This window comes from Halopseudomonas sp. (genome assembly GCF_038130085.1).
Lineage (GTDB): Bacteria > Pseudomonadota > Gammaproteobacteria > Pseudomonadales > Pseudomonadaceae > Halopseudomonas.
In genome coordinates, this window is sequence record NZ_JAYPMU010000019.1 from 21,459 (window position 1) to 41,363 (window position 19,905).

A 19,905-nucleotide genomic window follows, 5' to 3' on the forward strand; every position below is an offset into this window, starting at 1 on the left:
GATACGTGCGTTTACTGACACGCCTCGCAGTCCGGATCGTCGATAGAACAGGCCTTTGGCACCGGTGCGGGGCCAGCAGGGGCTGCACTCAGGGGCTCTGCGCCGTTGGCAACGGCGTTCAGCTTGCCGGTGCTGACGGTCGACTTCTCGGTGCTGGTCGCTGCCAGCGCACGCAGGTAGTAGGTGGTTTTCAGACCACGGAACCACGCCATGCGGTAGGTCACGTCCAGCTTTTTGCCGCTGGCGCCGGAGATGTACAGGTTCAGCGACTGGGCCTGATCGATCCACTTCTGGCGACGGCTGGCGGCTTCAACGATCCACTTGGTTTCCACTTCAAACGCGGTGGCGTACAGCGCCTTGAGGTCGTCCGGGATGCGGTCGATCTGTTGCACCGAGCCGTCGTAGTACTTGAGGTCGTTGACCATGACCGCGTCCCACATGCCGCGCGCCTTGAGGTCGCGAACCAGGTAGGGGTTGATCACGGTGAACTCGCCGGACAGGTTCGATTTGACGTACAGGTTCTGGTACGTCGGTTCGATCGACTGCGATACGCCGGTGATGTTGGCGATGGTCGCGGTCGGCGCGATGGCCATAATGTTGGAGTTACGGATACCTTTCTTGACCCGCTCGCGCACCGGCTCCCAGTCGAGGGTGACGCTACGATCGACTTCCATGTACTTGGCGCCGCGTTGCTCGGCGAGGATGTCGAGCGAATCGTAGGGCAGGATGCCTTGTGACCACAGCGAGCCGTCGAAGCTGGAGTAGCTGCCGCGCTCGTCGGCCAGATCACAGGAGGCCTGGATGGCGAAGTAGCTGATGGCTTCCATCGACTGGTCGGCGAAGGCAACGGCTTCGTTGGAGCCGTAGGCGATGTGCTGCAGGTACAGCGCATCCTGGAAGCCCATCAGACCCAGACCAACCGGGCGGTGCTTGAGGTTGGAGTTGCGCGCCTGCGGTACCGAGTAGTAGTTGATGTCGATGACGTTATCGAGCATGCGCACGGCGGTGCGCACTGTGCGCTCCAGCTTGGTTGTGTCGAGCTTGCCGTCAACAATGTGGTTGACCAGATTGACCGAGCCGAGGTTACAGACAGCGATTTCGTCTGCGCTGGTGTTCAGGGTGATCTCGGTACACAGGTTGGAGCTGTGGACCACGCCGGCGTGCTGCTGCGGGCTGCGCAGGTTGCAGGCGTCCTTGAAGGTCAGCCACGGGTGGCCGGTCTCGAACAACATGCTGAGCATCTTGCGCCACAGGTCGGCGGCGCGGACTTTCTTGTGCAGCTTGAGCTTGCCGTACTCGGTCAGCGCTTCGTAGTACTCGTAGCGCTCTTCGAAGGCTTTGCCGGTCAGGTCGTGCAGGTCCGGCACGTCGGAAGGTGAGAACAGGGTCCACTGGCCATCTTCGAAGACGCGCTTCATGAACAGGTCCGGAATCCAGTTCGCGGTGTTCATGTCGTGGGTGCGGCGACGGTCGTCACCGGTGTTCTTGCGCAGCTCGAGGAATTCCTCGATATCCAGGTGCCAGGTCTCCAGATAGCCGCAGACCGCGCCCTTGCGCTTGCCGCCCTGGTTGACCGCAACGGCGGTGTCGTTGACCACCTTGAGGAAGGGCACCACGCCCTGGCTCTTGCCGTTGGTGCCTTTGATATAGGCGCCCATGGCGCGAACCGGCGTCCAGTCGTTACCCAGACCGCCAGCAAACTTGGACAGCATGGCGTTGTCGTGGATTGCCTTGTAGATGCCAGACAGCTCGTCCGGCACGGTAGTCAGGTAGCAGGAGGACAGCTGCGGGCGCAAGGTGCCGGCGTTGAACAGGGTCGGCGTGGACGCCATGTAGTCGAAGCTGGACAGCAGGTTGTAGAACTCGATGGCGCGCTCGTTCTTCTGCGGCTCTTCAATGGCCAGGCCCATGGCCACGCGCATGAAGAAAATCTGCGGCAGTTCGATGCGGGTGCCGTCGCGGTGCAGGAAGTAGCGGTCGTACAGGGTCTGCAAGCCGAGGTAGCCGAACAGCTGGTCGCGGTTGTGGTCAATCGCGGCCCCCAGTTGCTCCAGGTCGTAGTCGGCCAGCTTGGCATCTAGCAGCTCGTAGTCGATACCGGCCTTGACGTAGGCGGGCAGGGTCTTGGCATACAGCTCGGCCATTTCGCCGTGGGTGGCACTGGGCGCAATCTCGAGGTGGCTCAGCGCTTCGGCACGCAGGTTGTCCAGCAGCAGGCGAGCGGTGACTTGGCTGTAGCTCGGTTCGCGCTCGACCATGGTACGGGAGGTCATCACCAGTGCGGTGTTGACGTCAATCTGGGTCACGCCGTCGTACAGGTTCTTCAGCGTTTCATGCTCGATGTGATTGGCATCGACTTCCGGCAGGCTCTCACAGGCCTCGGCGATGACGGTGCGCAGGCGGCCCAGATCCAGCGGTTCGCGGCTGCCGTCGGGCAGGGTGATGCGAATGCTCGGGTGGGCTTCGGCGACGCTCTGGCGCGCCTGACGCTGGCGGGCGTGCTCTTCACGGTAGAGCACGTAGGCGCGGGCGATTTTCTGTTCGCCGGAGCGCATCAGCGCCAGTTCGACCTGATCCTGAATCTCTTCGATGTGCAGGGTGCCGCCGGAGGGCAGGCGGCGCTTGAAGATCGCGCTGATCACATCGGTCAGCTCATCGACGGTCGCACGGATGCGTGAGGACGCCGCAGCCTGACTGCCTTCGACGGCCAGAAAGGCCTTGGTCATGGCGATGCGAATCTTGTCGTCGGTATAGGGAACCAGCGTGCCGTTGCGCTTGATGACGCGCAACTGACCGGGAGCGCTGAGCTGCAGGTCCGGGTTCTGCGGGCTATCTGTCTGCAGGGGGGATGAAGTGGCGCCGGCGGCGGAAGGGGTGACCTGCATGACATGCTCCTTGTTTGGTCGTCAACACAATATGTAGATGTTTGGTTTTGCTTGCACGGCCCACTTCGTGCGGGTTTGCAAGCGGCAGACGGTCAATGCGGGCTTGTGGCCGTTGATGACTATTTGATCAATATCTAGGTGTCTGCTTTGTGTTCGGCACAAGATAGTGTGTGTTTTTTGATGTGGCAAGGCGATTATTTGCGGATTTTTTTGCTGCTCCTGCTTGACCTTGGCGCTAGCGCAGCGTTGGTGCGGGTTTGCGGTCATAGAACATTTTTCACTATATCTGGTGTTTTTCATGCGCTTGCGTTCCCGCCGTTTCCGAGCGGGAAAAGAACTGTTTCCGCTGCTCTGGATTAGGGGCTGTGGCCTGACAACGGGCCAGTGCTACAATCGCCGGCTGATTTGAGTGGTTCAGCGAGCGGGAGGCGATGGTGGAGACAGACAGCGGTTACATCCTGATCGTCGAGGACGACCAGAAGCTGGCCGGCCTGATTGCGGAGTTTCTGCAGGCGCAGGGGCTGCAGGTTGAGGTCGAAGCGGATGGTGGTGCGGCGGTGCAGCGCATTCTCGACACCCAGCCGGCGTTGGTGGTTCTTGATCTGATGCTGCCGGGCGAGGATGGTCTTTCCATCTGTGAGCGGGTGCGTGCGGCAGGTTTCTTGCGGCCGATTCTGATGCTCACTGCGCGCAGTGAGGATGAGGCGCAGATTCGCGGCCTGGAACTCGGCGCTGATGACTACGTGCACAAGCCAGTACGTCCGCAGGTGCTGCTCGCGCGCATCCGCGCGCTGCTGCGACGCACCAGCGAGCCAGAGGCGGAGAGTGTGCCGACACGGCTCGAGTTTGGTGAGCTTGTCATCGATAACGACCGCCGTGAGGCGTGGTTGCGTGGTGAGCTGATCGAGTTGACCGGTGCTGAATTTGATCTGCTTTGGCTGCTGTCCAGCAACGCTGGCCGCATTCTCAGCCGCGAGGAGATCTTTATCGCCCTGCGCGGTATCGAGTACGACGGTCAGGACCGCTCGATCGACGTGCGAATCTCGCGCATTCGTCCCAAGATTGGTGACGATCCCGACCTGCCTCGACTGATCAAAACCGTTCGCAGCAAGGGTTATCTGTTCGTCAGCCCCGGTCCTGATCAGCTGTGAATTCGATTTTTCTGCGTATCTACGGCGGCATGCTGCTGGTGCTGGTCGCCGTCTCCTGCCTGGCCCTGGTCAGCATCCGGATGATCAACGACGTGCGCGCCGAGGATTACCGCGAGCGCATGGCTACCGGCACCTTTCGTTTGATGGCTGATAACCTCGAGCCGATGGATGAGGCTGAGCGGCAGAAGGCATTGGCCGTCTGGATGCGGCTGATCGGCGTGCCGCTGGAACTGCGTCGGCTGGATGATCTGGGGCTGGAGTCGAGTAACTGGTCGCGGTTGATCCAGGGGCGGGTGCTGGTGCTCAGTCGCGCGCCGTCGGAAGTGCGCGTTTACAGTCTGGTGGATCTAAGTCAGCAGCAGGTGCTCACCGCCGATATCGAGAAGATCTCCGAGCAGCTTGGCCGCGCGACGCTGTTCCTGATCGCCGATGAACTGGTGCGACACCCTGAAGGCGACATGCCGACCTGGTTGCAGCGGCTGCGGCGCGACAAGGGGTTCGGCTTCCCGCTTAACCTGACCCGTCTGAACGAAACCGATCTGGACGCGGACCAACGCCGGCGTCTGGACGAGTTCGACACCGTGCTCAGCCTCGGTCCTGATGGCGATGCGGTGATGATGTACATGAAGATCCCGGATACTAACTGGGTGATCAGTCTCGGGCCGATTTATCAGATGCAGGAGTATCCGCCGGAAATGCTGCTGATGACGGGCCTGCTGGCGCTGACGCTCAGTGGTCTGCTGATCTATCTGCTGGTGCGGCAGTTGGAGCAGCGCCTGATGAACCTTGAGTCAGCGGCTACCCATCTTGCGCGCGGCAATCTGGATGCGCGGGCCCAGGCGATCGGTAGTGACTCGGTCGGCAGTCTGGCCCGGGCATTCAACGACATGGCCGGGCACCTGCAACGCATGATGCGGATTCAGCAGGAGATGATCCGTGCGGTTTCGCACGAACTGCGTACGCCGGTTGCGCGCTTGCGCTTCGGTCTGGAGATGGTCGAGACCGCGGCCAGCGAAGCGGATATGAAGCGCTATCTCGACAGCATGGACGGCGATCTCACCGAGCTGGACAAGCTGGTCGACGAGATTCTTACCTATGCCCGTCTCGAGCAGGGGGCGCCGGCACTGGTGCTGCAGCCGGTCGATGTGCTCGGCACGGTTGAGCAGGTTATGGCCGAGCTTTTACCTCTGGCGGCCAGTGTGCAGTTGCAGCATGAAGACCTGTCTAACGGCCGTGCCCATGTGGTGGATGCCGAGGCGCGTTATCTGCATCGGGCCCTGACCAATCTGGTCAGCAACGCGGTGCGCCATGCTGCTTCGCGGGTGAAGGTTACCACCCGAGTCGCCAACGGACGTTGCCGGTTGACGGTCGAGGATGACGGTCCCGGGATTCCCGAGGCTTATCGTGAGCGGATCTTTACGCCGTTTCTGCGCCTGGACGACAGTCGCACGCGGGCGAGCGGTGGATACGGCCTAGGGTTGTCCATCGTTCGTCGGATTGCCTATTGGCATCGCGGTTACGCGCGGGTGGAGACGTCAAAGGAGCTGGGCGGTGCGGCGTTCATTGTTGACTGGCCGTTGCGGCAGCAGTCTTGAGGCGCTAAGGGCGGGTCGAATACCGAAAAGGGCACAGCAAGCTGTGCCCTTTTTCGTTTCTACTCAGGGCTGATGGCCGTTTACCAGCAAACGGAATGCGGTGGTTGCCGGGCCCGGTTCGGGTTTTCGACCGCAGATCAGGTCGCAGTATATGGCGCTTTCACCGATACGCACGATGTACAGGGCGAGGCTCTGGGCGTCCATCTCCGGCTTGATTTCACCGGCGGCGATTGCCTCTTCGAACATCTTCTGCCAAGTGCTGATCAGGCGCTCCTGCAGCCCTGAGGCGCGCGCGGTCAGGAGCTGCAGGCCCCACTGTGGTTCGGCCTGCAGGAAGTCGTACATCGGTCGCGCATTGATCAGCGCTACATTGATGTCCTCATAGATTTGGGTGAGGTACTCAATACCTTTGAGGTTGGGCGTCTGTTCGGCTCGGGCGATGGCTTCGTCGTAGATGCGCTTATACAGCGACCACAAGATTTCGCCCATCAACAAATCCTTGTTGCCGACCCAGCGCATCAGGGTTGCCCGCCCGATACCCAGTTCCTCGGCCAGTTGCGACAGGTTCAGACGGCGGCCTTCGAGCCACCAGCTGCGCGCCATGCGAAATGCGGAGATCGGCGTAGCGCGTTCGTCGGACTTGCGTTTGGATAGGGCAATAGCGAGGGGAGTCTGCTGACTGGTCATTCGGTGCTTTCCTGGCGTTTTTGGTTTTTTCTTATGTATCGCCGTGCATGGTAGCAATGCTGATACCAAGAAGGAAAGTGTCCCGTTAGTGGGTCATTGGTGGTGATGCGAGTGAATTTGTAACCAAGCTTCATTGCCTCGCCAACGAGTGCTTTCGTCTGGCCGGGAAACGCCCGCGCCAGACGTCTCAAGGGCGTGTCAGCCGCGGCCGATGAAAGGCATCTTGGTCGCCATGATGGTCATGAACTGGACGTTGGTTTCCAGCGGCAGCTCGGCCATATGCACGACTGCCTGGGCGACGTGCTCGACGTCCATGGTCGGCTCGACGGCGATTTCACCATTGGCTTGCGGTATACCTCGGGCCATTGGGGCAGCCATTTCGGTCGCGGCGTTGCCGATGTCGATCTGGCCGCAGGCGATGTTGTATTTGCGACCATCAAGCGATGTGCTCTTCGTCAGGCCGGTCATGGCGTGCTTGGACGAGGTATAGGGCGCGGAGTTCGGGCGGGGGGTGGTGGCGGAAATGGAGCCGTTGTTGATGATGCGACCGCCCATTGGGGATTGTGCCTTCATAAGACGAAACGCCTGCTGGGTGCACAGAAAGGCACCGGTCAGGTTGGTTTCGATGGTGGCCTGCCAGTGCTCGAAGGGCAGGTCTTCCAGTGGCAACGGCGGGGCGCCGGTACCGGCGTTGTTGAACAGCACGTCCAGTCGTCCCCAAGTGGACTGCACCTGATCAAATAGCGCCTTGACCGAGGCCGGGTCCCGTACATCGGAGGTGATGACCAGTGCGTTGTTCGCCAGCTCGCCGAGGCCTTCAAGGCTGCGCTGCAGTTTGTCAGCGTTGCGGCCGGTCAGGGCTACGTGGTAGCCGGCCTTGAGCAGTGCGATGCTGGTGGCGCGGCCGATGCCGGTGCCTGCGCCGGTTACCAGCGCGACCTTGGTGGGGGAAGCAGACATGCATGTTCCTCTGTTGTTGTATGAGTCGTACAGAGGATACACCAGAGGTTATGGCAGGAAGTGTCGCCATGCTGACAGCTTGCGAGCTGTCAGCATGGCTTTGGGCTTAGTTGATGCCCTTGCGGCGTACATCCCAGCTGCTGTCGGTACACAGATCACAGTTGCTGCCGTAGAAGGTGCCTTCGGCGCTGGCGTCATCCATCAGGTGATAGCGGAACCAGGCGGTAGCCGGGCCACGGTAGTTGCCGGCGTTGCCGACCGGCTCGAAGTGGCTGGCACCGGACAGCTCTCCCCAGAACACCGGCACGTTGGCGCGGTTGTAGACCGGCAGTGCGTTGAGGCTGGGTGTAGCGATGGTGTCGGCGCTGCCAGTCATCAGGAACATCGGTCCGTTCTGATTGGACTGCGAGCTGCTGCTGTGGCCCAGACCGATGGTGTAGGGCTGGAATGGCGCCGTGACTTTGATGCGGTAATCCTGCCCGGCCATGATGGTGCCGCCGCCGCCCTGGGAGTGGCCTGCGGCGCCGATGCGGCTCAGGTCCAGCTTATTGGAGTAGGTGCCAAAGCTGCGGTTGTTCTGGGTGGTCAGGTAGTTCACGCAGTCGAGCATATCTTCGCCGGTACCAGCGTTGGAGGTATTGGCGGCGATGACTACAAAGCCGTGTGAGGCCCAGTGCTCCAGCAGGTCGGCATAGTCATCCGGGGAGGCAGTGGTGCCGTTGCCCCAGACAATGATCGGGTGTTTGCGGTTGTTTTCACCGAGCGTGGACGGGCGGAACACGGTACAGCTGAACCCGGCGCTGCCGCTGGTGGTAGCAAAAGGGCCATCGGCGCTGAAGCTGCTCACGCCGGGGAAGCCGGTGCCGGTAGTCGGGTTGCCGGTGCCGCCACCGCCACCACCACCACCGGGGTTGGTGGCCAGCGCGAGGCTGGAGAGCGACAGGCCGAGGGTCAGCGCGGCCAGCTTGAACAGAGGTGCATTCATCCTGAGAGTCCTTTTCTGTTGTTTTTGGAATAGCTGCGCATGTCGCGCAGGAGACTCACGGTAGGGGCTTGGATAACGCGGTAAAGTCGCCCGGATGGGTTAGCCAGGCGGTTTGTCTCAGTGCTGAGATGACGTTTTTTTCAGGTATCGGCAGCAACGTGTTGTTGAGGCAACAAAAACACCAGGGCCGCTTGCGATACGGCACCGTGCCAGCTCACCCGAATGGGGTTAGTCGGTAGGTCTTGCGCTGACTCCTTCAAGGGTCGAGAAGGACGTGTCCTTGGCTGTCAGCAGAAAATCCTGCAGGTACGGCATGGCCATCATGTCTTCCCGCACAGCGGCATACAGGGTGCCGAACAAACCCTCCGGCCCAAGCCGGCAAGCACTGGCGTAGCCCTTGTGCAGGTATTCAGCGAGCGCCCAGTTGGGTAGACAGCAAACGCCACGACCGGAGGCGACCAGCTGCATCATCATTACCGTCATTTCGGCAGTGCGAATGCCTGACGGTTCGACGCTGGCGGGGTCGAGAAATTGCTTGAAGACGTCCAGACGCTCACGCTCGACCGGGTAGGTGATCAGCGTCTCGCCGGCAAGGTCCTCTGGGCTGACGTACTGGCGGGTGCTGAGTGGGTGCTGGTTGCTGACCGCCAGCAGGGCCTCGTAGGTAAACAGCGGTACATAGCTGATGCCGGGAATGTCGAGCGGGTCCGAGGTGACAACCAGATCCAGATCGCCACGGGCCAATGCAGGCAGCGGCGCGAAGAAGAAACCGGAGGCGAAATCGACTTCCACCTCAGGCCAGGCGTTGCGGAACTGATCAATGGTCGGCATCAGCCATTGAAAGCAGCTGTGACACTCGATGGCCATATGCAGGCGTCCGGCCTGCCCGCCAGCGAGGCGTTGAATATCACGCTCGGCCTGGCGCACCTGCGGTAGCAGGGCGTCTGCCAGGCGCAGTAACCGCAATCCGGCGCTGGTGAAGCGCACGGGTTTGCTCTTGCGCACAAACAGGCTCATGCCGAGCCGCTCTTCCAGGTCCTTGATTTGATGCGACAGGGCTGACTGGGTCAGATGCAGTCGCTCGGCTGCTTCTACAAGGCTTTCGGCCTCGCGCAGGGTGGCCAGGGTGCGCAGGTGGCGGAGTTCAAGCATGGCGGCGGGATCAGTCTGCATGAGAAAAATCGAACTATAGCATGAGCAATATGAGTTTGATTCAGCGGTTGCCTCGCGCGAGCATGGCCGACAGTTTTGAACTATCAGGAGACACCCCATGTTGTTGCACCAATCCGGCCAAATCACATCACCCGCTCAGGAGTCAGCGTGCTGGCAGCAGCAGGCTGAGGCCGGTATGGCATGGGTCAGCGTCGTGGCCACTGAGGGTATACCGCCCTTTGGCGCGCTGCTGGGTCGAGTCGCCAGCGCGCGCGCTTCAGGGTTCAGCGTCAAACCTGTTATTCCGGGCCCGCTGTCGCTGCTTTGGTCGATAGCGGCAGGAGACGAGGCTGGGCTGGAGCAACTGGACGCTTTGCTGGATGCCTATGACGACCTGCTGCTTGCGCTTGGCAAGCACGGAGTGGAGTGGGTCGAGTTGGATGAGCCTCTGCTGGCAAGGCCGCTGGCGCCTGCCTGGGCTGCTGCCTGCGAGCGCAGCTACAATCGGCTGCAGCGCACGGCGCTCAAGCGCCTGCTGGCTGTGAGCGGTGGCGCGCTGATCGACAATCTGGGGCTGGCTTGCAGTCTGCCGGTCGACGCGTTGCAGATCGAATTGCACGATGCGGAGCGCGAGTTGGTTGCGGTGCTGGATCGGCTTCCCGCCTACAAGGCGCTGTCGTTGGTCTTGCCTGACGCTGACCACTCGGCGGCGTTGGCGGCGCCGTTGCAAAGCGCGCATCAGCGCTTGGGCCCGCGTCTGTGGCTCGCCGCCGCTGACCCTGATCAGCTTGCCGAACTGGCCGCAGGCCTTAACAACTCGTCGCGGATCGCGGCCTGACGCTTCAACCTGTGCCGGTCTGCCTGTAGAGTAGCGCCCCATTACCTTTCGGGAGCGAATCATGCAGGAACTGTTACTTCATTGCCGTCCAGGCTTCGAGGGCGAAGCCGCTGCGGAAATGCAGGAACTGGCCAATGAGCAAGGCATTGCCGGCTACCCCGTGACCCGTGACGGCAGCGCCCTGGTGCGCTTTGTCTGCCCTGAGACCGGGGATGCCGAGCAGCTCATGCGGGCGATCAATTACCAGCAGCTGATCTTCGTTCGCCAATGGGCGCTGGGTAGCTGGGTCGACTTGGACCCGGAAGACCGCGTCAGCCCCATCATCACAGCCTGCGCTCAAGGCCCGATTGCCTCGCTGATCTGGCTGGAAACCGCCGATACCAACGACGGCAAGGCGCTCGCGGCGCTCACCAAAAAGCTCAAAGGGCCGCTTGAGCGCGCGCTGACCAAGACGCGCTTCGTGCGCCCAAACAAAACCGAACTGCCGCGTCTGCACCTGTGCTTTGAGAGCGGCCAGAAGGTCTTCGTCGGCTGGTCCTGGGCTGATAACGGCGCACCTTGGCCGATGGGTATTCCGCGTCTGCGCGTGCCGAAAGAAGCGCCCAGCCGCTCGACACTGAAGCTGGAAGAGGCGTGGCACCACTTCATCCCGCGTGATGACTGGGATATGCGCCTTAAAGCCGGTATGACTGCCGTCGATCTGGGTGCCGCCCCCGGCGGTTGGACTTGGCAGCTGGTTAATCGGCTGATGAAGGTAATTGCGGTGGATAATGGGCCTATGGACCGTCGTTTGATGGACAGCGGCCAGGTTGAACACGTGCAAGCCGACGGCTACATGTACAAGCCCAAGCGCACCGTCGACTGGATGGTCTGCGATATCGTGGACAAACCCGCCCGCAGCAGCGCCTTGGCTGCGAAATGGATCACCCAGAAGCTGTGCCGCGAGCTGATCATCAACTTCAAGTTGCCGATGAAGCAGCGATACCCCGAAGTAATGCAATGTCTGGCGCATATTCAGGATGCACTGGATGAAGCGGGAATCAGAGCAGAGCTTGCCTGCAAGCAGTTGTACACCGACAGGGAAGAGGTGACCTGCCATATTCGGGTGTTGCGTTAAGCGCATTGCCGATACTTCGCTCTTTGTTCAGCCTTCCTCGGAAGGCTGGTACTGGCTACAACTCGTATACCTGCCGCCCGGGCGTCATGTCGATGTCAGGAATGCGCTGTTTGACCATTTCAATTACCTCCGCCTCCTGATCTTTTCGAAAATACAGGCGGGCATCCTGTCTGTTGTACTGCTCCGGGTTTTCTATCTCCGCCGCATACTCAGCAGGAAGCTCATAGGGCAGCGTGATCACGATGAGGCCCTGCTTGGCGTCGAGCATGGCCTCAAGGACTTCACTCCACCGATAGACGTCGTGTTGGAAGTCTTGCCAGTAGGATTGGTAACTGGAGTCAGAACCCACCGACGCGAGTCCTATCCCTACCAAGGCTGGGCCGGCCAGTGCCGCGATGGACAGCGCCGGGTTGTTGATCAGCAACATCAAGACAATCCCAATCATTAGGAAAGGGAATACACGCAGGAAGATAAAGACCATGTTTGGGATGTCTTGCCAGCGACAAACTTCCAGGTGCTCGGAGGTTGCGCGGTAGACAAAGACGGTTTTTTGCATGGCTTGTTTGTAAAAGAGAAAAATCATGGGAATCGTAGCGAGGAATACTGAGCTTCCCATGCCTATCCAAAGGCCGAGCACTATTGTTATGAGAATGGCAGCAATGATGACCGCGCCTTCGTTCATTATTCTTTTGTCGATTGCTTTGACTGTCCACGTCATCGCTGCTTTTTCATTGGGGTATTGCCAGTCAATGCGGGTCGACAAATCGCTTGTCTTGCGCCATGAAGTCCTTCTCATCAGATTACCCCCAGATAAAACTTCGACCGAGAGTTCTCGCTGCGCAGGTCAACTTGCAGAGGATCTCCCGTTGGTTCTGGAACCGCGTTCGAGTTGGTGATGTAGGGATTTTCGTGCAGATCGCCCGCACTCAAGCCAATGAGCTCGATGCTGAATCGGTAACCGAGGTTCTCAGGCCGCTGCAAAACCTCCGGTGGGTATTTGATGCTGAGTTCCATTTTGTCCATTCCTGCGGACCGAGGCAGAAAAACCAGCCATACGCGCCATTCGTTTGTGAGGTAGCTGGGCCAAGGGGAATTGCGGACTCCCTGCGCTCCCCAATCTCCAACTTCCTTAGAGCTGACCCAGCAACCTTGAGAGAAGTAACCGGCATACATGCCAGAGCGGTAGTCTGCTTCTCTGTCTGCAGTGAACCAACCTCCGCGGGTGATCATCGCTGGCTCGATTGTTACGGTTTTTCCGGCTAAGTCAGGTGGTAAAAGTAGCTTTAGCCAAAGTCCATTGGTCTGGTTTTTTGCCAATAATGTCGGGCGGAGCAGTGTCTCATTGAGAGCAAGAAGTTCGTTTCTTCGGCCATCTTCAGTGCTCGGCCAATAGCTAGGACTGTCTTTGCCCCAACTGCTGCGATAAAGCCAGAGCTTGAAGCCCTCCAGCTTTAGAGCATCTGCCAAGAGTGAGGCCGCGAAGTACACCGCACCAGCTAATAGGAGTGCTATTACCACCCATGGTCCGAGAACCGCTCCCGTGGAAAATGCCCCGGTCCATGCTCCAAGGGATATCCCTAGCTGGATGATTGAAACCCCTGCCATAGCGATCGTGGATATTTGCTTTGTTCGTAAGGCTAGGTGTCTACCGTGTGATTCCGATTCGTTAATTTGATCCTGTAACGCCAGAGTCTCGGACACCGCTGCTATTGCCGAGAGCGCCGATACAGCAATCACTCTTGCGGCGAAGCTCTTGAATAGATGTTTGTAGGCCATGCCTCCGTTCCATTTGTTTGCCGCTGCCTTGGTCAGCAGCATGACCTGCGGCTTTCCTGAAACAGTTTTAACTGACCCGGTCAGGCTGCTAATCCTCGACCAAGCCGGAATCAACGTCATTGTGGTCAAACTCGCCAGCATGCTGCTGGCTGCTGTGCTTACCGCCAGTTGGTCCTGTTGGTTCCAATCGCCATCGGCGCTGGCGGTGGTCATGGCTTCGTGGAAGTTCCAGATGTTCAGTGCTGTGACCAGGCCTGCGAGACCCTGTGTGGCGTTGCGTTTTGTCCATTCGTTAACCCGCTTTAGATAGGCGCCGTAGTCTCTGGCTTTCAGCTCCAGCTGCTGCGCCAGTTCGGCGCGGACGTGGGCCTGAATGGAGTAAGTACGCTGTTCGGTCCGGGTGTGCAGGGTTCGGGTGTTGACCTCGCCGCTGGCCAGTATTTTGTTTGGCATCTCCAGCATGAGGGTTTCGAGCTGGCGCTTGAGCTGATGGACGTCCCGTACCGCGGCCATCCGATCGTGAGTTCTGCCCATTGTTGCCACGCGGGTCTGAGCATCGATTCGGCGGGTTAGCTGCGTGACCCTTTGCATCCAGGCTGCGTGCTTTTGCTGGTACTGGCTGTCGATCACCAGAAACGGGCGGGTTTCGTTGATCAGACTTTGTATTGAGACCGAGATGGTCGCGTGGGCAAGCGTTTTCCATCGGGGTGCGTGGCGACTACTGATTGCAGGCAGCAGTTTGAATTCGAATGCGTGCCAGACGCTCTCATAGTGCTGGCTGGCGACGCGCAGCAAGGTTTCGTAGGCCTTCTGCGCTGGCCTGCTCAGGCGCTGAAAGATCGCGCTGTTGCGAATGGTTTCATTGCTGAGAACGTCGCTGATTTCCTGCGTGCGTTTGGCAACTGAGGCGGCGGTGGCTATCGAGATGCCACCGTGCTCGACGAACTCTTCGACCAGTTGCTCGATGCCGGAGGCCAGCTCGGCATCAAAGTTGTAGTTGGCCAGACCGACCAGGGTTCTGGGCGCAGCGTAGTCCATGACTATCCACTGCTGAGTCTGCTGGTCCTGGGTCAGGAACGCTAGCCAGGCATCAGCGTGGTTGAGCAGACTGAGGCACTGCTGTTCGTCAGTCTGATCGAGGAACAGCCCTAGTGGATCAGGCCCCAGCCGCTTGAGCCAGGTGATCAAGTCTTGCAGGGCGGGTGTCAGTCTTGCGTGTATATCCTCAAGCGCCTGCTGTTTTTCCAGCGCGAAGGCTTGTGATTCCTCAAACCGGACCTGGTCGCGCAGGGGCTCGCGAGCCCCCCATTGTTCAACCAGCGTTTCTAGCCTGGCTGGTGCATCCTGGCCGTGGGCAGTAATTAGCTGTTGCTTATGATATTCCAGGGCAGCATGTGCGGCGACCACGCTGAATTCGCCTGGTCTGTTCAGCTCCCTCAGGTAACGAGCCTTGGCGGTCAGGTAATCCTGCGCTGTCTGTTTGAATGTATGAAAGGCCTCTGGTGACAGGTCCTTCTGTGCTTCCAGCGCCGAAAAATCAACGCCCGCCAGCAGTTCGACGTGCTGGGCGATGGTCAGTTTGTGAAGGTGTTGTTCCTCGAACTGACTTAACTCCAGCGCGGGCCCGGCGCTTTGCATGCTGAGGTCGTCGAGGATGCCGAGGGTGTCGTCGAGTGCGATGAACAGCGCCGAGTCCTGATCGGGTACGCTGGCGAGCACCGTGTTGCTGCCGAGGGCGGCTTTGTGCGTGGCATCGATATCCGTGCCCTCAGTAGGCATGGTCGTACTGTCGAAGCGTTGACCGGGGATGGCTGCGCCGTTGTCGATATCGGCGACAGCGTCGCCAAGCTGTCTGAGTGGCGCGCAGTGGGGGGCGGAAAGTGTTTTCTCGTAGGCAGCGAGATCGAGGGGGCGCATCCACTTGGTCTGATTGGCCGGGTCCTGCATGCGCTCGCGTGTCCGAGCGGTCCACTGCGCGTTGGAGTAGGCGATGTGCAGCTGATGCTGGCGCGGATACAGCACGTGGTTTGTGCTCACGCCGCATGCAAGTGGTTGATCACTTGGCTCGGCTTCACTGGTCACTTTGCTGAAGCCAGCGCCGGTTATCTGGTATTCGTCCAGCGTGTTCGTGGTGTGGTCTAACACATACAGCCAGCCATCGCGCAGCTGCCGCAGGGTGTAGGAGCGTTGGCTGAGAGCGGGTAAGGTTTGATGGCCCTGCCAGTCCGAGGGAATAGGGTTGGGGCCGGCCTGATCTGGACTCTCCGCGGCCTGATCAAGCGCATACCGCACCGGGAAGATGGCGACCTCGCGCTGCTGCAGCGGGCACTGGCCGGTGGCGCTGGCAGGTTTGTCTTCGAACGCAGCCCAGAGGCTTTCCAGTAGTGCTTGGTCCCTATGCAAGATCGTCATGGTTTCGTCCTTCCTTGGCACAGTTCATACGACGCTGCGGTAGTAGTGTTGTATCTGCTGATCAGGTGTTTGCGCTGGCGGAACTTGCTGTTCAGCGAGCCATCGCTGATAAGACCCTTGCGGGGCGGCGGCAAAGTCATTGCCTTCACACAGGCTGACGTCGCACCAGACTGCGAAACTGCGCTCGGTGGTCAGGCCGCAGGCTGAGGCGTCCGCAAGGCGTGCGTTAAGCCAGTCATCCAGGGCGCCCTCTGGCATGCTCGACAGCACCGCAGGTCGATGCTGTTGCAGCCAGCGGTAAAGCCGGCCTTTAAGCTGAAGCTGGCCGGCTTGTTCGAGGGCTGAGAGCTGTGCGCGGCCGAGTATTGAAATGCGCAGTTGTGGGTCTGCTGGCTTGGCAGCGTGACTAAAAACACGCCAGCGAGGTGACTCTTGCTGAACCGAAACGGCTGACGGCTCCGCAATATGCCATTCGCTGATCGGCCCCATAACCGCTCCAAGGGCTTCGGCGCTATAGCTGCTCAACCAGAACCACGCGACCAGCGGATCGGCATAGCGGAGCAGTGTTTCCCCACCAGTTACGTCAGCGACGCGATTGAAACCACGCAGGTGACTGACCACCGCAGCACCTGGTGCCTGGCTGCAGATCACGGTGGCGCTGGCGTGCAGTTCTGCGTCCGATTCAATGTCACGAAGGAGTGCGGAGTCGGCGTCAGCGCTGACCAATAACGGGCCAAGGTCGGCTGCTGCGTGCCAGGGTGTGTCGAAATAGAGTGGCTCGACTTCCAGTGCCTCATGACGGTTGTACAGGCGGGCCAGAGCATTGGGGTAACGGGCGCCGTCGACCAGCAGGTATCGACAGATCATGGCCCGATACCAGCGGTGTGCGCATACTGCGCGGATCCATCGTTATTTGGATATAGAGCAAGCAGCTCTGTGGCGAGTGGGGCGAACATCCGTGTTCCTTGCAATGCGATTCATACAGCGTCCGAGGGACGGTGCTCGGATGCAGGTGGCAAAGCTTAGGGACATTCGTGCGGATGGACAGTGAAAAGCGCGGAGAAATTCGAGGCAGTGCGCATTTGCTGATGAAAATGCATTAACGCAGCGGTCACGCCAGAATTGCTGAGCCTTGTCTGGCGTGGGCGTTCGCTGCGCTGGCGAGACTAGAGCGGCTCAAGCAGCGTAATTCGCTCTTCTTCAAGCAGAATGGGGGCGAAGTTGCTGATTGCGTCGCGGCGGGCTTCCGATTCTTCCCAGCGCTGCCAGGAGTGAATGTTTTGCCAAGTCACTATGATGACCCGTCTATTCGGGTGTTCCATATCTCGGAATGACTCGCCCGAGAGGAAGCCCGGTGACTGGATTGCGGCTGATAACACGCGGCGCGCAACCTCTTCGTAGGGCTGCTCCAGACCTTCTGCGATATCCCGTTGAATCAACACCTTGATCATGCTTGTTCCTTACCCACTGGGGTGTTACGTCGTTGACGACCTTCACCTCAAGTGTCGGTCGGCAGACTGCTTCTGGCAAGGACTAGAGCATTTCGGGATAATCGCTTTTTTTAAATGCGGGACTCGCCTCATGTCTGACGCCACTGCCACCCTCGATACTCAGGGCTTGATGTGCCCTGAACCGGTCATGATGCTGCACAATGCGGTGCGCGATATGACGGTTGGTGATCTGCTGCAAGTGCTCGCGACCGATCCGTCAACCCAGCGTGACATCCCGCGCTTTTGCAGTTTCCTTGGGCACGAACTGGTTGAGCAGCACGAGACTGGCGGCGTTTTTCACTACCTGATCCGCAAGGCGGGCTGACCCGCGCTCAGGGTGTCTGCCAGCCAGCTTGACCCGGTGCGGACTGGCAGGCGCCAAGCACGTCCTGCCATGCGCGCGTGTGCTCTTCGACCGCTTGCCGGTAACTCTCCCACAGCGACGCCGGCTTACCCGCCAGTTGATCCAGCGCCTGCGCCGTTGCAGGCGGAATATGCGGCACGGCCTGCAACTGCCTGATCTGCTCCGCCCAGGGCTCTCCGAGTCGCTGCAACTGCGCCAAATAGGGTTGGATTTCGCCCGCATAGAACAACACAAAAACGTTTAGCAGGATCTTTGATCGCTCTGACGGCTGATTCATCGGGCAAAGGTAGTTGGCCGGGCGTGCCCGCAGCATTGTGGTTGCCTGGTGCAGGCCGTGTCGGGTTTGCGCGAGCGCGGTGATCAGCTGACTGCTGTGTGGGCTGCGCTGCAGCGCTTGAAACAGTGGATCCAGTTCGCTGGTGGGTGGGGGAAGCTGTTCTGGCAGGGCATTACCGATGGCCGTCAGCTGCTGCAGTGCTGGCAGAGCCTCGTCAGACAATATCTCGCTCACCGCTAGTGGCTCGTTGGCGAAGCGCAGGTAGTTTTCTGTTTCGCTGCTGGCGTTAATTGCATTCCAGAATACGGCTGGCAGCTGGCTGCGCTTGCGCTCGGCGATGTCGTTGAGACTGGTCAGCAAGTCTTGTTGCTGCGGGTCGTTTTCCAGGGTGTGCCGGCAGGTGTCCAGCGCGCGGATCAGTTCGCCCTCATAACCGAGACGACTGCTCCAGGGCATGACCTTGCCAAGCACGCTGTTACGTTCGGCGATGCGCTGCTGCAGCGGCTTGCATTGATTCACATCGATCAGCAGATCCAGCAGGCTGATGCGTTCGGCGGGGATGTCGTAGAGTCGCTCACGGCGTTCGGGCAGCCGGTATTGACTGAGCTGGTTGGTATCAAACGGGGCTACGTCTTGCTTTAGGACGCGGGCAACGCGTTCCAGATAATTGTCCATCTGCCGCTCTGCGTCGGGCGTTGGCTGGCAGCCGACACAGAGCGCGGTAATGGACAGCAGAATGAGTAAGGCGGGCAATAGGCGCATGGCGCCAGTATGCCATGGGCTCAGTGATGAAGCCCCTGCTGGTAAACGGGTTTGCGGCTGACGGTGAGCAGTCGCAAACCAAGGAATAGTGCCGCACTGCTCAGGCCGACGATCAACCCGATCCAGAATCCCGCTGGGCCGCGCGCAGGCCCAAGCCAGTCAGTCAGGCCCAGCACATAGCCGGTCGGCAGGCCGATCAGCCAGTAAGCAATCATGGTCAGCAGCATTGGCAAACGGGTGTCCTGGAAGCCGCGCAGGGCGCCGGCGCAGGCTACCTGTACGGCATCGGAAAACTGGTACAGCGCAGCCAGAGCGAACAGACTGGAGGCGAGAGCCAGTACTTGCGGGTCCTGGGTATAGATCAGCGGGATCTGCCGGGCCAGCGTAAACATGATGGCGGCCGCGATGGCGGCAAACAGCAGGGCGAGCACCAGCCCGACCTTGGTTGCCAGCATGGCGTCACGAGCACCACCACGCCCAAGGTTATGGCCCACGCGTACGGTGATGGCCAGGCCTAGGCTAAAGGGCACCATGAACGCCAGCGAGGTAAAGTTGAGGGTGACCTGATGCGCGGCGACCACGATGGCGCCGAGGCTGCCGATGAGCAGGGCGATGACCGCAAACATGCTGGTTTCGGCGAACAGTGCCATCCCGATCGGAAAGCCAAGGCCGATCAGCTCGCCTTGGGTGCGTGCTTTGGGCCAGTCAAAGCGATCGAACAGGCCGCACTGGCGATACAGCGGCGAGCGCCGCAGGTAGACCAACAGGCAGCCGAGCATTGCCCACATGACGATGGCCGTAGCGACGCCGCAGCCCACAGCGCCCATGGCCGGGAAGCCAAGCTTGCCGTAGACCAACACGTAATTGGCAGGCACGTTGATTGCCAAACCAATAAAGCCGATCAGCATCGCCGGTTTGGTGCGTGACAGCCCGTCGCTCAGACCACGCAGTGCCAACATCACGCCCACGGCAGGGAAGCCGAGGGAAATGGCCAGCAGATAGTTCAAGGTGACCGGTACCAGCGCAGGGTCGACCTGCATCCAGCCCAGTACCGGCCGCATCAGGTTGAGAAACACCATGCAGCCGCAACCGATGATCAGGCCGAGCCAGGCGCCCTGACGCACCAGTGCGCCGGTCTCGCTGATGCGACCGGCGCCGTTGGCTGCGGCGACCTTGGAGGTGACGATCATCATCACCCCGGTCAGAAACAGCAGGGTCGGAATCCAGAACGAGTTGCCCAGTGCCACGGCCGCCAGCGCCTCGGCGCTGACGCGTCCGGCCATTGCCGTGTCGACAAAGCCCAGCAGCGTGTGCGCCAGCTGCGCCGCGATGATCGGGAGCACCAACGCAATCAGTGCGCGCAGTTCTGTTACAATGCGCGCCCGAGCGGGGAAGGGGGGAGTGCTGGTCATTCGGGCTGGACCTGACGTCAAAACCGCTCATGCTAGCAATTT

17 protein-coding genes are annotated in these 19,905 nt (G+C 60.1%); 5 read left to right on the top strand and 12 right to left on the bottom strand.

Translation table 11 applies throughout. The features are described 5' to 3' along the window. Positions 1-11: 11 nt before the first annotated feature. Both AAFM31_RS13615 and AAFM31_RS13620 read right to left on the bottom strand, forming a co-directional pair. Positions 12-2,885 (bottom strand): ribonucleoside-diphosphate reductase subunit alpha, encoded by a 2,874-nt coding sequence (locus AAFM31_RS13615; protein ID WP_341708473.1) that lies wholly within the window; start codon positions 2,883-2,885, stop codon positions 12-14. Between the two features lie 21 nt (positions 2,886-2,906). Continuing rightward, positions 2,907-3,185 (bottom strand): hypothetical protein, encoded by a 279-nt coding sequence (locus AAFM31_RS13620; protein WP_341708474.1) that lies wholly within the window; start codon positions 3,183-3,185, stop codon positions 2,907-2,909. Between the two features lie 131 nt (positions 3,186-3,316). On the opposite strand from AAFM31_RS13620, the gene AAFM31_RS13625 reads away from it, so the two are divergent. Next, positions 3,317-4,036, top strand: a complete 720-nt coding sequence (locus AAFM31_RS13625; protein ID WP_371833038.1) for a response regulator — start codon at positions 3,317-3,319, stop codon at positions 4,034-4,036. Beyond that, positions 4,033-5,631 carry an ATP-binding protein gene (locus AAFM31_RS13630; RefSeq protein ID WP_341708476.1) on the top strand — a complete coding sequence of 533 codons (1,599 nt, stop codon included), beginning with the start codon at positions 4,033-4,035 and terminating at the stop codon, positions 5,629-5,631. Before AAFM31_RS13625 ends, AAFM31_RS13630 begins: the two co-directional genes overlap by 4 nt. 63 nt (positions 5,632-5,694) lie before the next feature. On the opposite strand, the gene AAFM31_RS13635 is transcribed toward AAFM31_RS13630, so the two are convergent. The 4 genes from AAFM31_RS13635 to AAFM31_RS13650 form a co-directional block, all read right to left on the bottom strand. Beyond that, positions 5,695-6,318, bottom strand: a complete 624-nt coding sequence (locus tag AAFM31_RS13635; RefSeq protein ID WP_341708477.1) for a QsdR family transcriptional regulator — start codon at positions 6,316-6,318, stop codon at positions 5,695-5,697. A 198-nt stretch (positions 6,319-6,516) separates the two neighbouring features. Then, positions 6,517-7,278: an SDR family oxidoreductase gene (locus tag AAFM31_RS13640; RefSeq protein ID WP_341708478.1), complete on the bottom strand. Its 762-nt coding sequence runs from the start codon at positions 7,276-7,278 to the stop codon at positions 6,517-6,519. A 106-nt stretch (positions 7,279-7,384) separates the two neighbouring features. Then, positions 7,385-8,263 (bottom strand): alpha/beta hydrolase, encoded by an 879-nt coding sequence (locus AAFM31_RS13645; protein WP_341708479.1) that lies wholly within the window; start codon positions 8,261-8,263, stop codon positions 7,385-7,387. Between the two features lie 228 nt (positions 8,264-8,491). After that, entirely contained in the window at positions 8,492-9,415 is a 924-nt protein-coding gene (locus tag AAFM31_RS13650) for a LysR family transcriptional regulator (RefSeq protein WP_341708511.1), read from the bottom strand. Positions 9,416-9,533: 118 nt separating this feature from the next. Between AAFM31_RS13650 and AAFM31_RS13655 the strand changes: the two genes are divergently transcribed. Both AAFM31_RS13655 and rlmM read left to right on the top strand, forming a co-directional pair. Continuing rightward, entirely contained in the window at positions 9,534-10,253 is a 720-nt protein-coding gene (locus AAFM31_RS13655) for a 5-methyltetrahydropteroyltriglutamate--homocysteine methyltransferase (RefSeq protein WP_341708480.1), read from the top strand. A 61-nt stretch (positions 10,254-10,314) separates the two neighbouring features. Further along, positions 10,315-11,370, top strand: a complete 1,056-nt coding sequence (rlmM, locus tag AAFM31_RS13660) for a 23S rRNA (cytidine(2498)-2'-O)-methyltransferase RlmM (protein ID WP_341708481.1) — start codon at positions 10,315-10,317, stop codon at positions 11,368-11,370. Positions 11,371-11,425: 55 nt separating this feature from the next. Here the strand turns inward: rlmM and AAFM31_RS13665 are convergent, their stop codons facing one another. The 4 genes from AAFM31_RS13665 to AAFM31_RS13680 form a co-directional block, all read right to left on the bottom strand. Continuing rightward, the gene (locus tag AAFM31_RS13665) at positions 11,426-12,133 is read right to left on the bottom strand and encodes a hypothetical protein (RefSeq protein WP_341708482.1); all 708 of its coding nucleotides are present in this window, start codon (positions 12,131-12,133) and stop codon (positions 11,426-11,428) included. 32 nt (positions 12,134-12,165) lie between these two features. Beyond that, on the bottom strand, positions 12,166-15,558 hold the full coding sequence (locus AAFM31_RS13670) for a T6SS effector BTH_I2691 family protein (RefSeq protein WP_341708483.1): 3,393 nt from the start codon (positions 15,556-15,558) through the stop codon (positions 12,166-12,168). Positions 15,559-15,582: 24 nt separating this feature from the next. Further along, the gene (locus AAFM31_RS13675; RefSeq protein ID WP_341708484.1) at positions 15,583-16,425 is read right to left on the bottom strand and encodes a DUF4123 domain-containing protein; all 843 of its coding nucleotides are present in this window, start codon (positions 16,423-16,425) and stop codon (positions 15,583-15,585) included. A gap of 299 nt (positions 16,426-16,724) precedes the next feature. Beyond that, the gene (locus AAFM31_RS13680) at positions 16,725-17,009 is read right to left on the bottom strand and encodes an antibiotic biosynthesis monooxygenase family protein (protein ID WP_341708485.1); all 285 of its coding nucleotides are present in this window, start codon (positions 17,007-17,009) and stop codon (positions 16,725-16,727) included. A 130-nt stretch (positions 17,010-17,139) separates the two neighbouring features. Between AAFM31_RS13680 and tusA the strand changes: the two genes are divergently transcribed. Then, complete coding sequence (tusA, locus tag AAFM31_RS13685; protein WP_341708486.1) at positions 17,140-17,373, top strand: sulfurtransferase TusA; 234 nt, start codon at positions 17,140-17,142, stop codon at positions 17,371-17,373. A gap of 7 nt (positions 17,374-17,380) precedes the next feature. On the opposite strand, the gene AAFM31_RS13690 is transcribed toward tusA, so the two are convergent. Beyond that, positions 17,381-18,451, bottom strand: a complete 1,071-nt coding sequence (locus tag AAFM31_RS13690) for a DUF3080 family protein (RefSeq protein WP_341708487.1) — start codon at positions 18,449-18,451, stop codon at positions 17,381-17,383. Positions 18,452-18,471: 20 nt separating this feature from the next. Then, on the bottom strand, positions 18,472-19,863 hold the full coding sequence (locus AAFM31_RS13695) for an MATE family efflux transporter (RefSeq protein WP_341708488.1): 1,392 nt from the start codon (positions 19,861-19,863) through the stop codon (positions 18,472-18,474). Between the last annotated feature and the right edge of the window lie 42 nt (positions 19,864-19,905).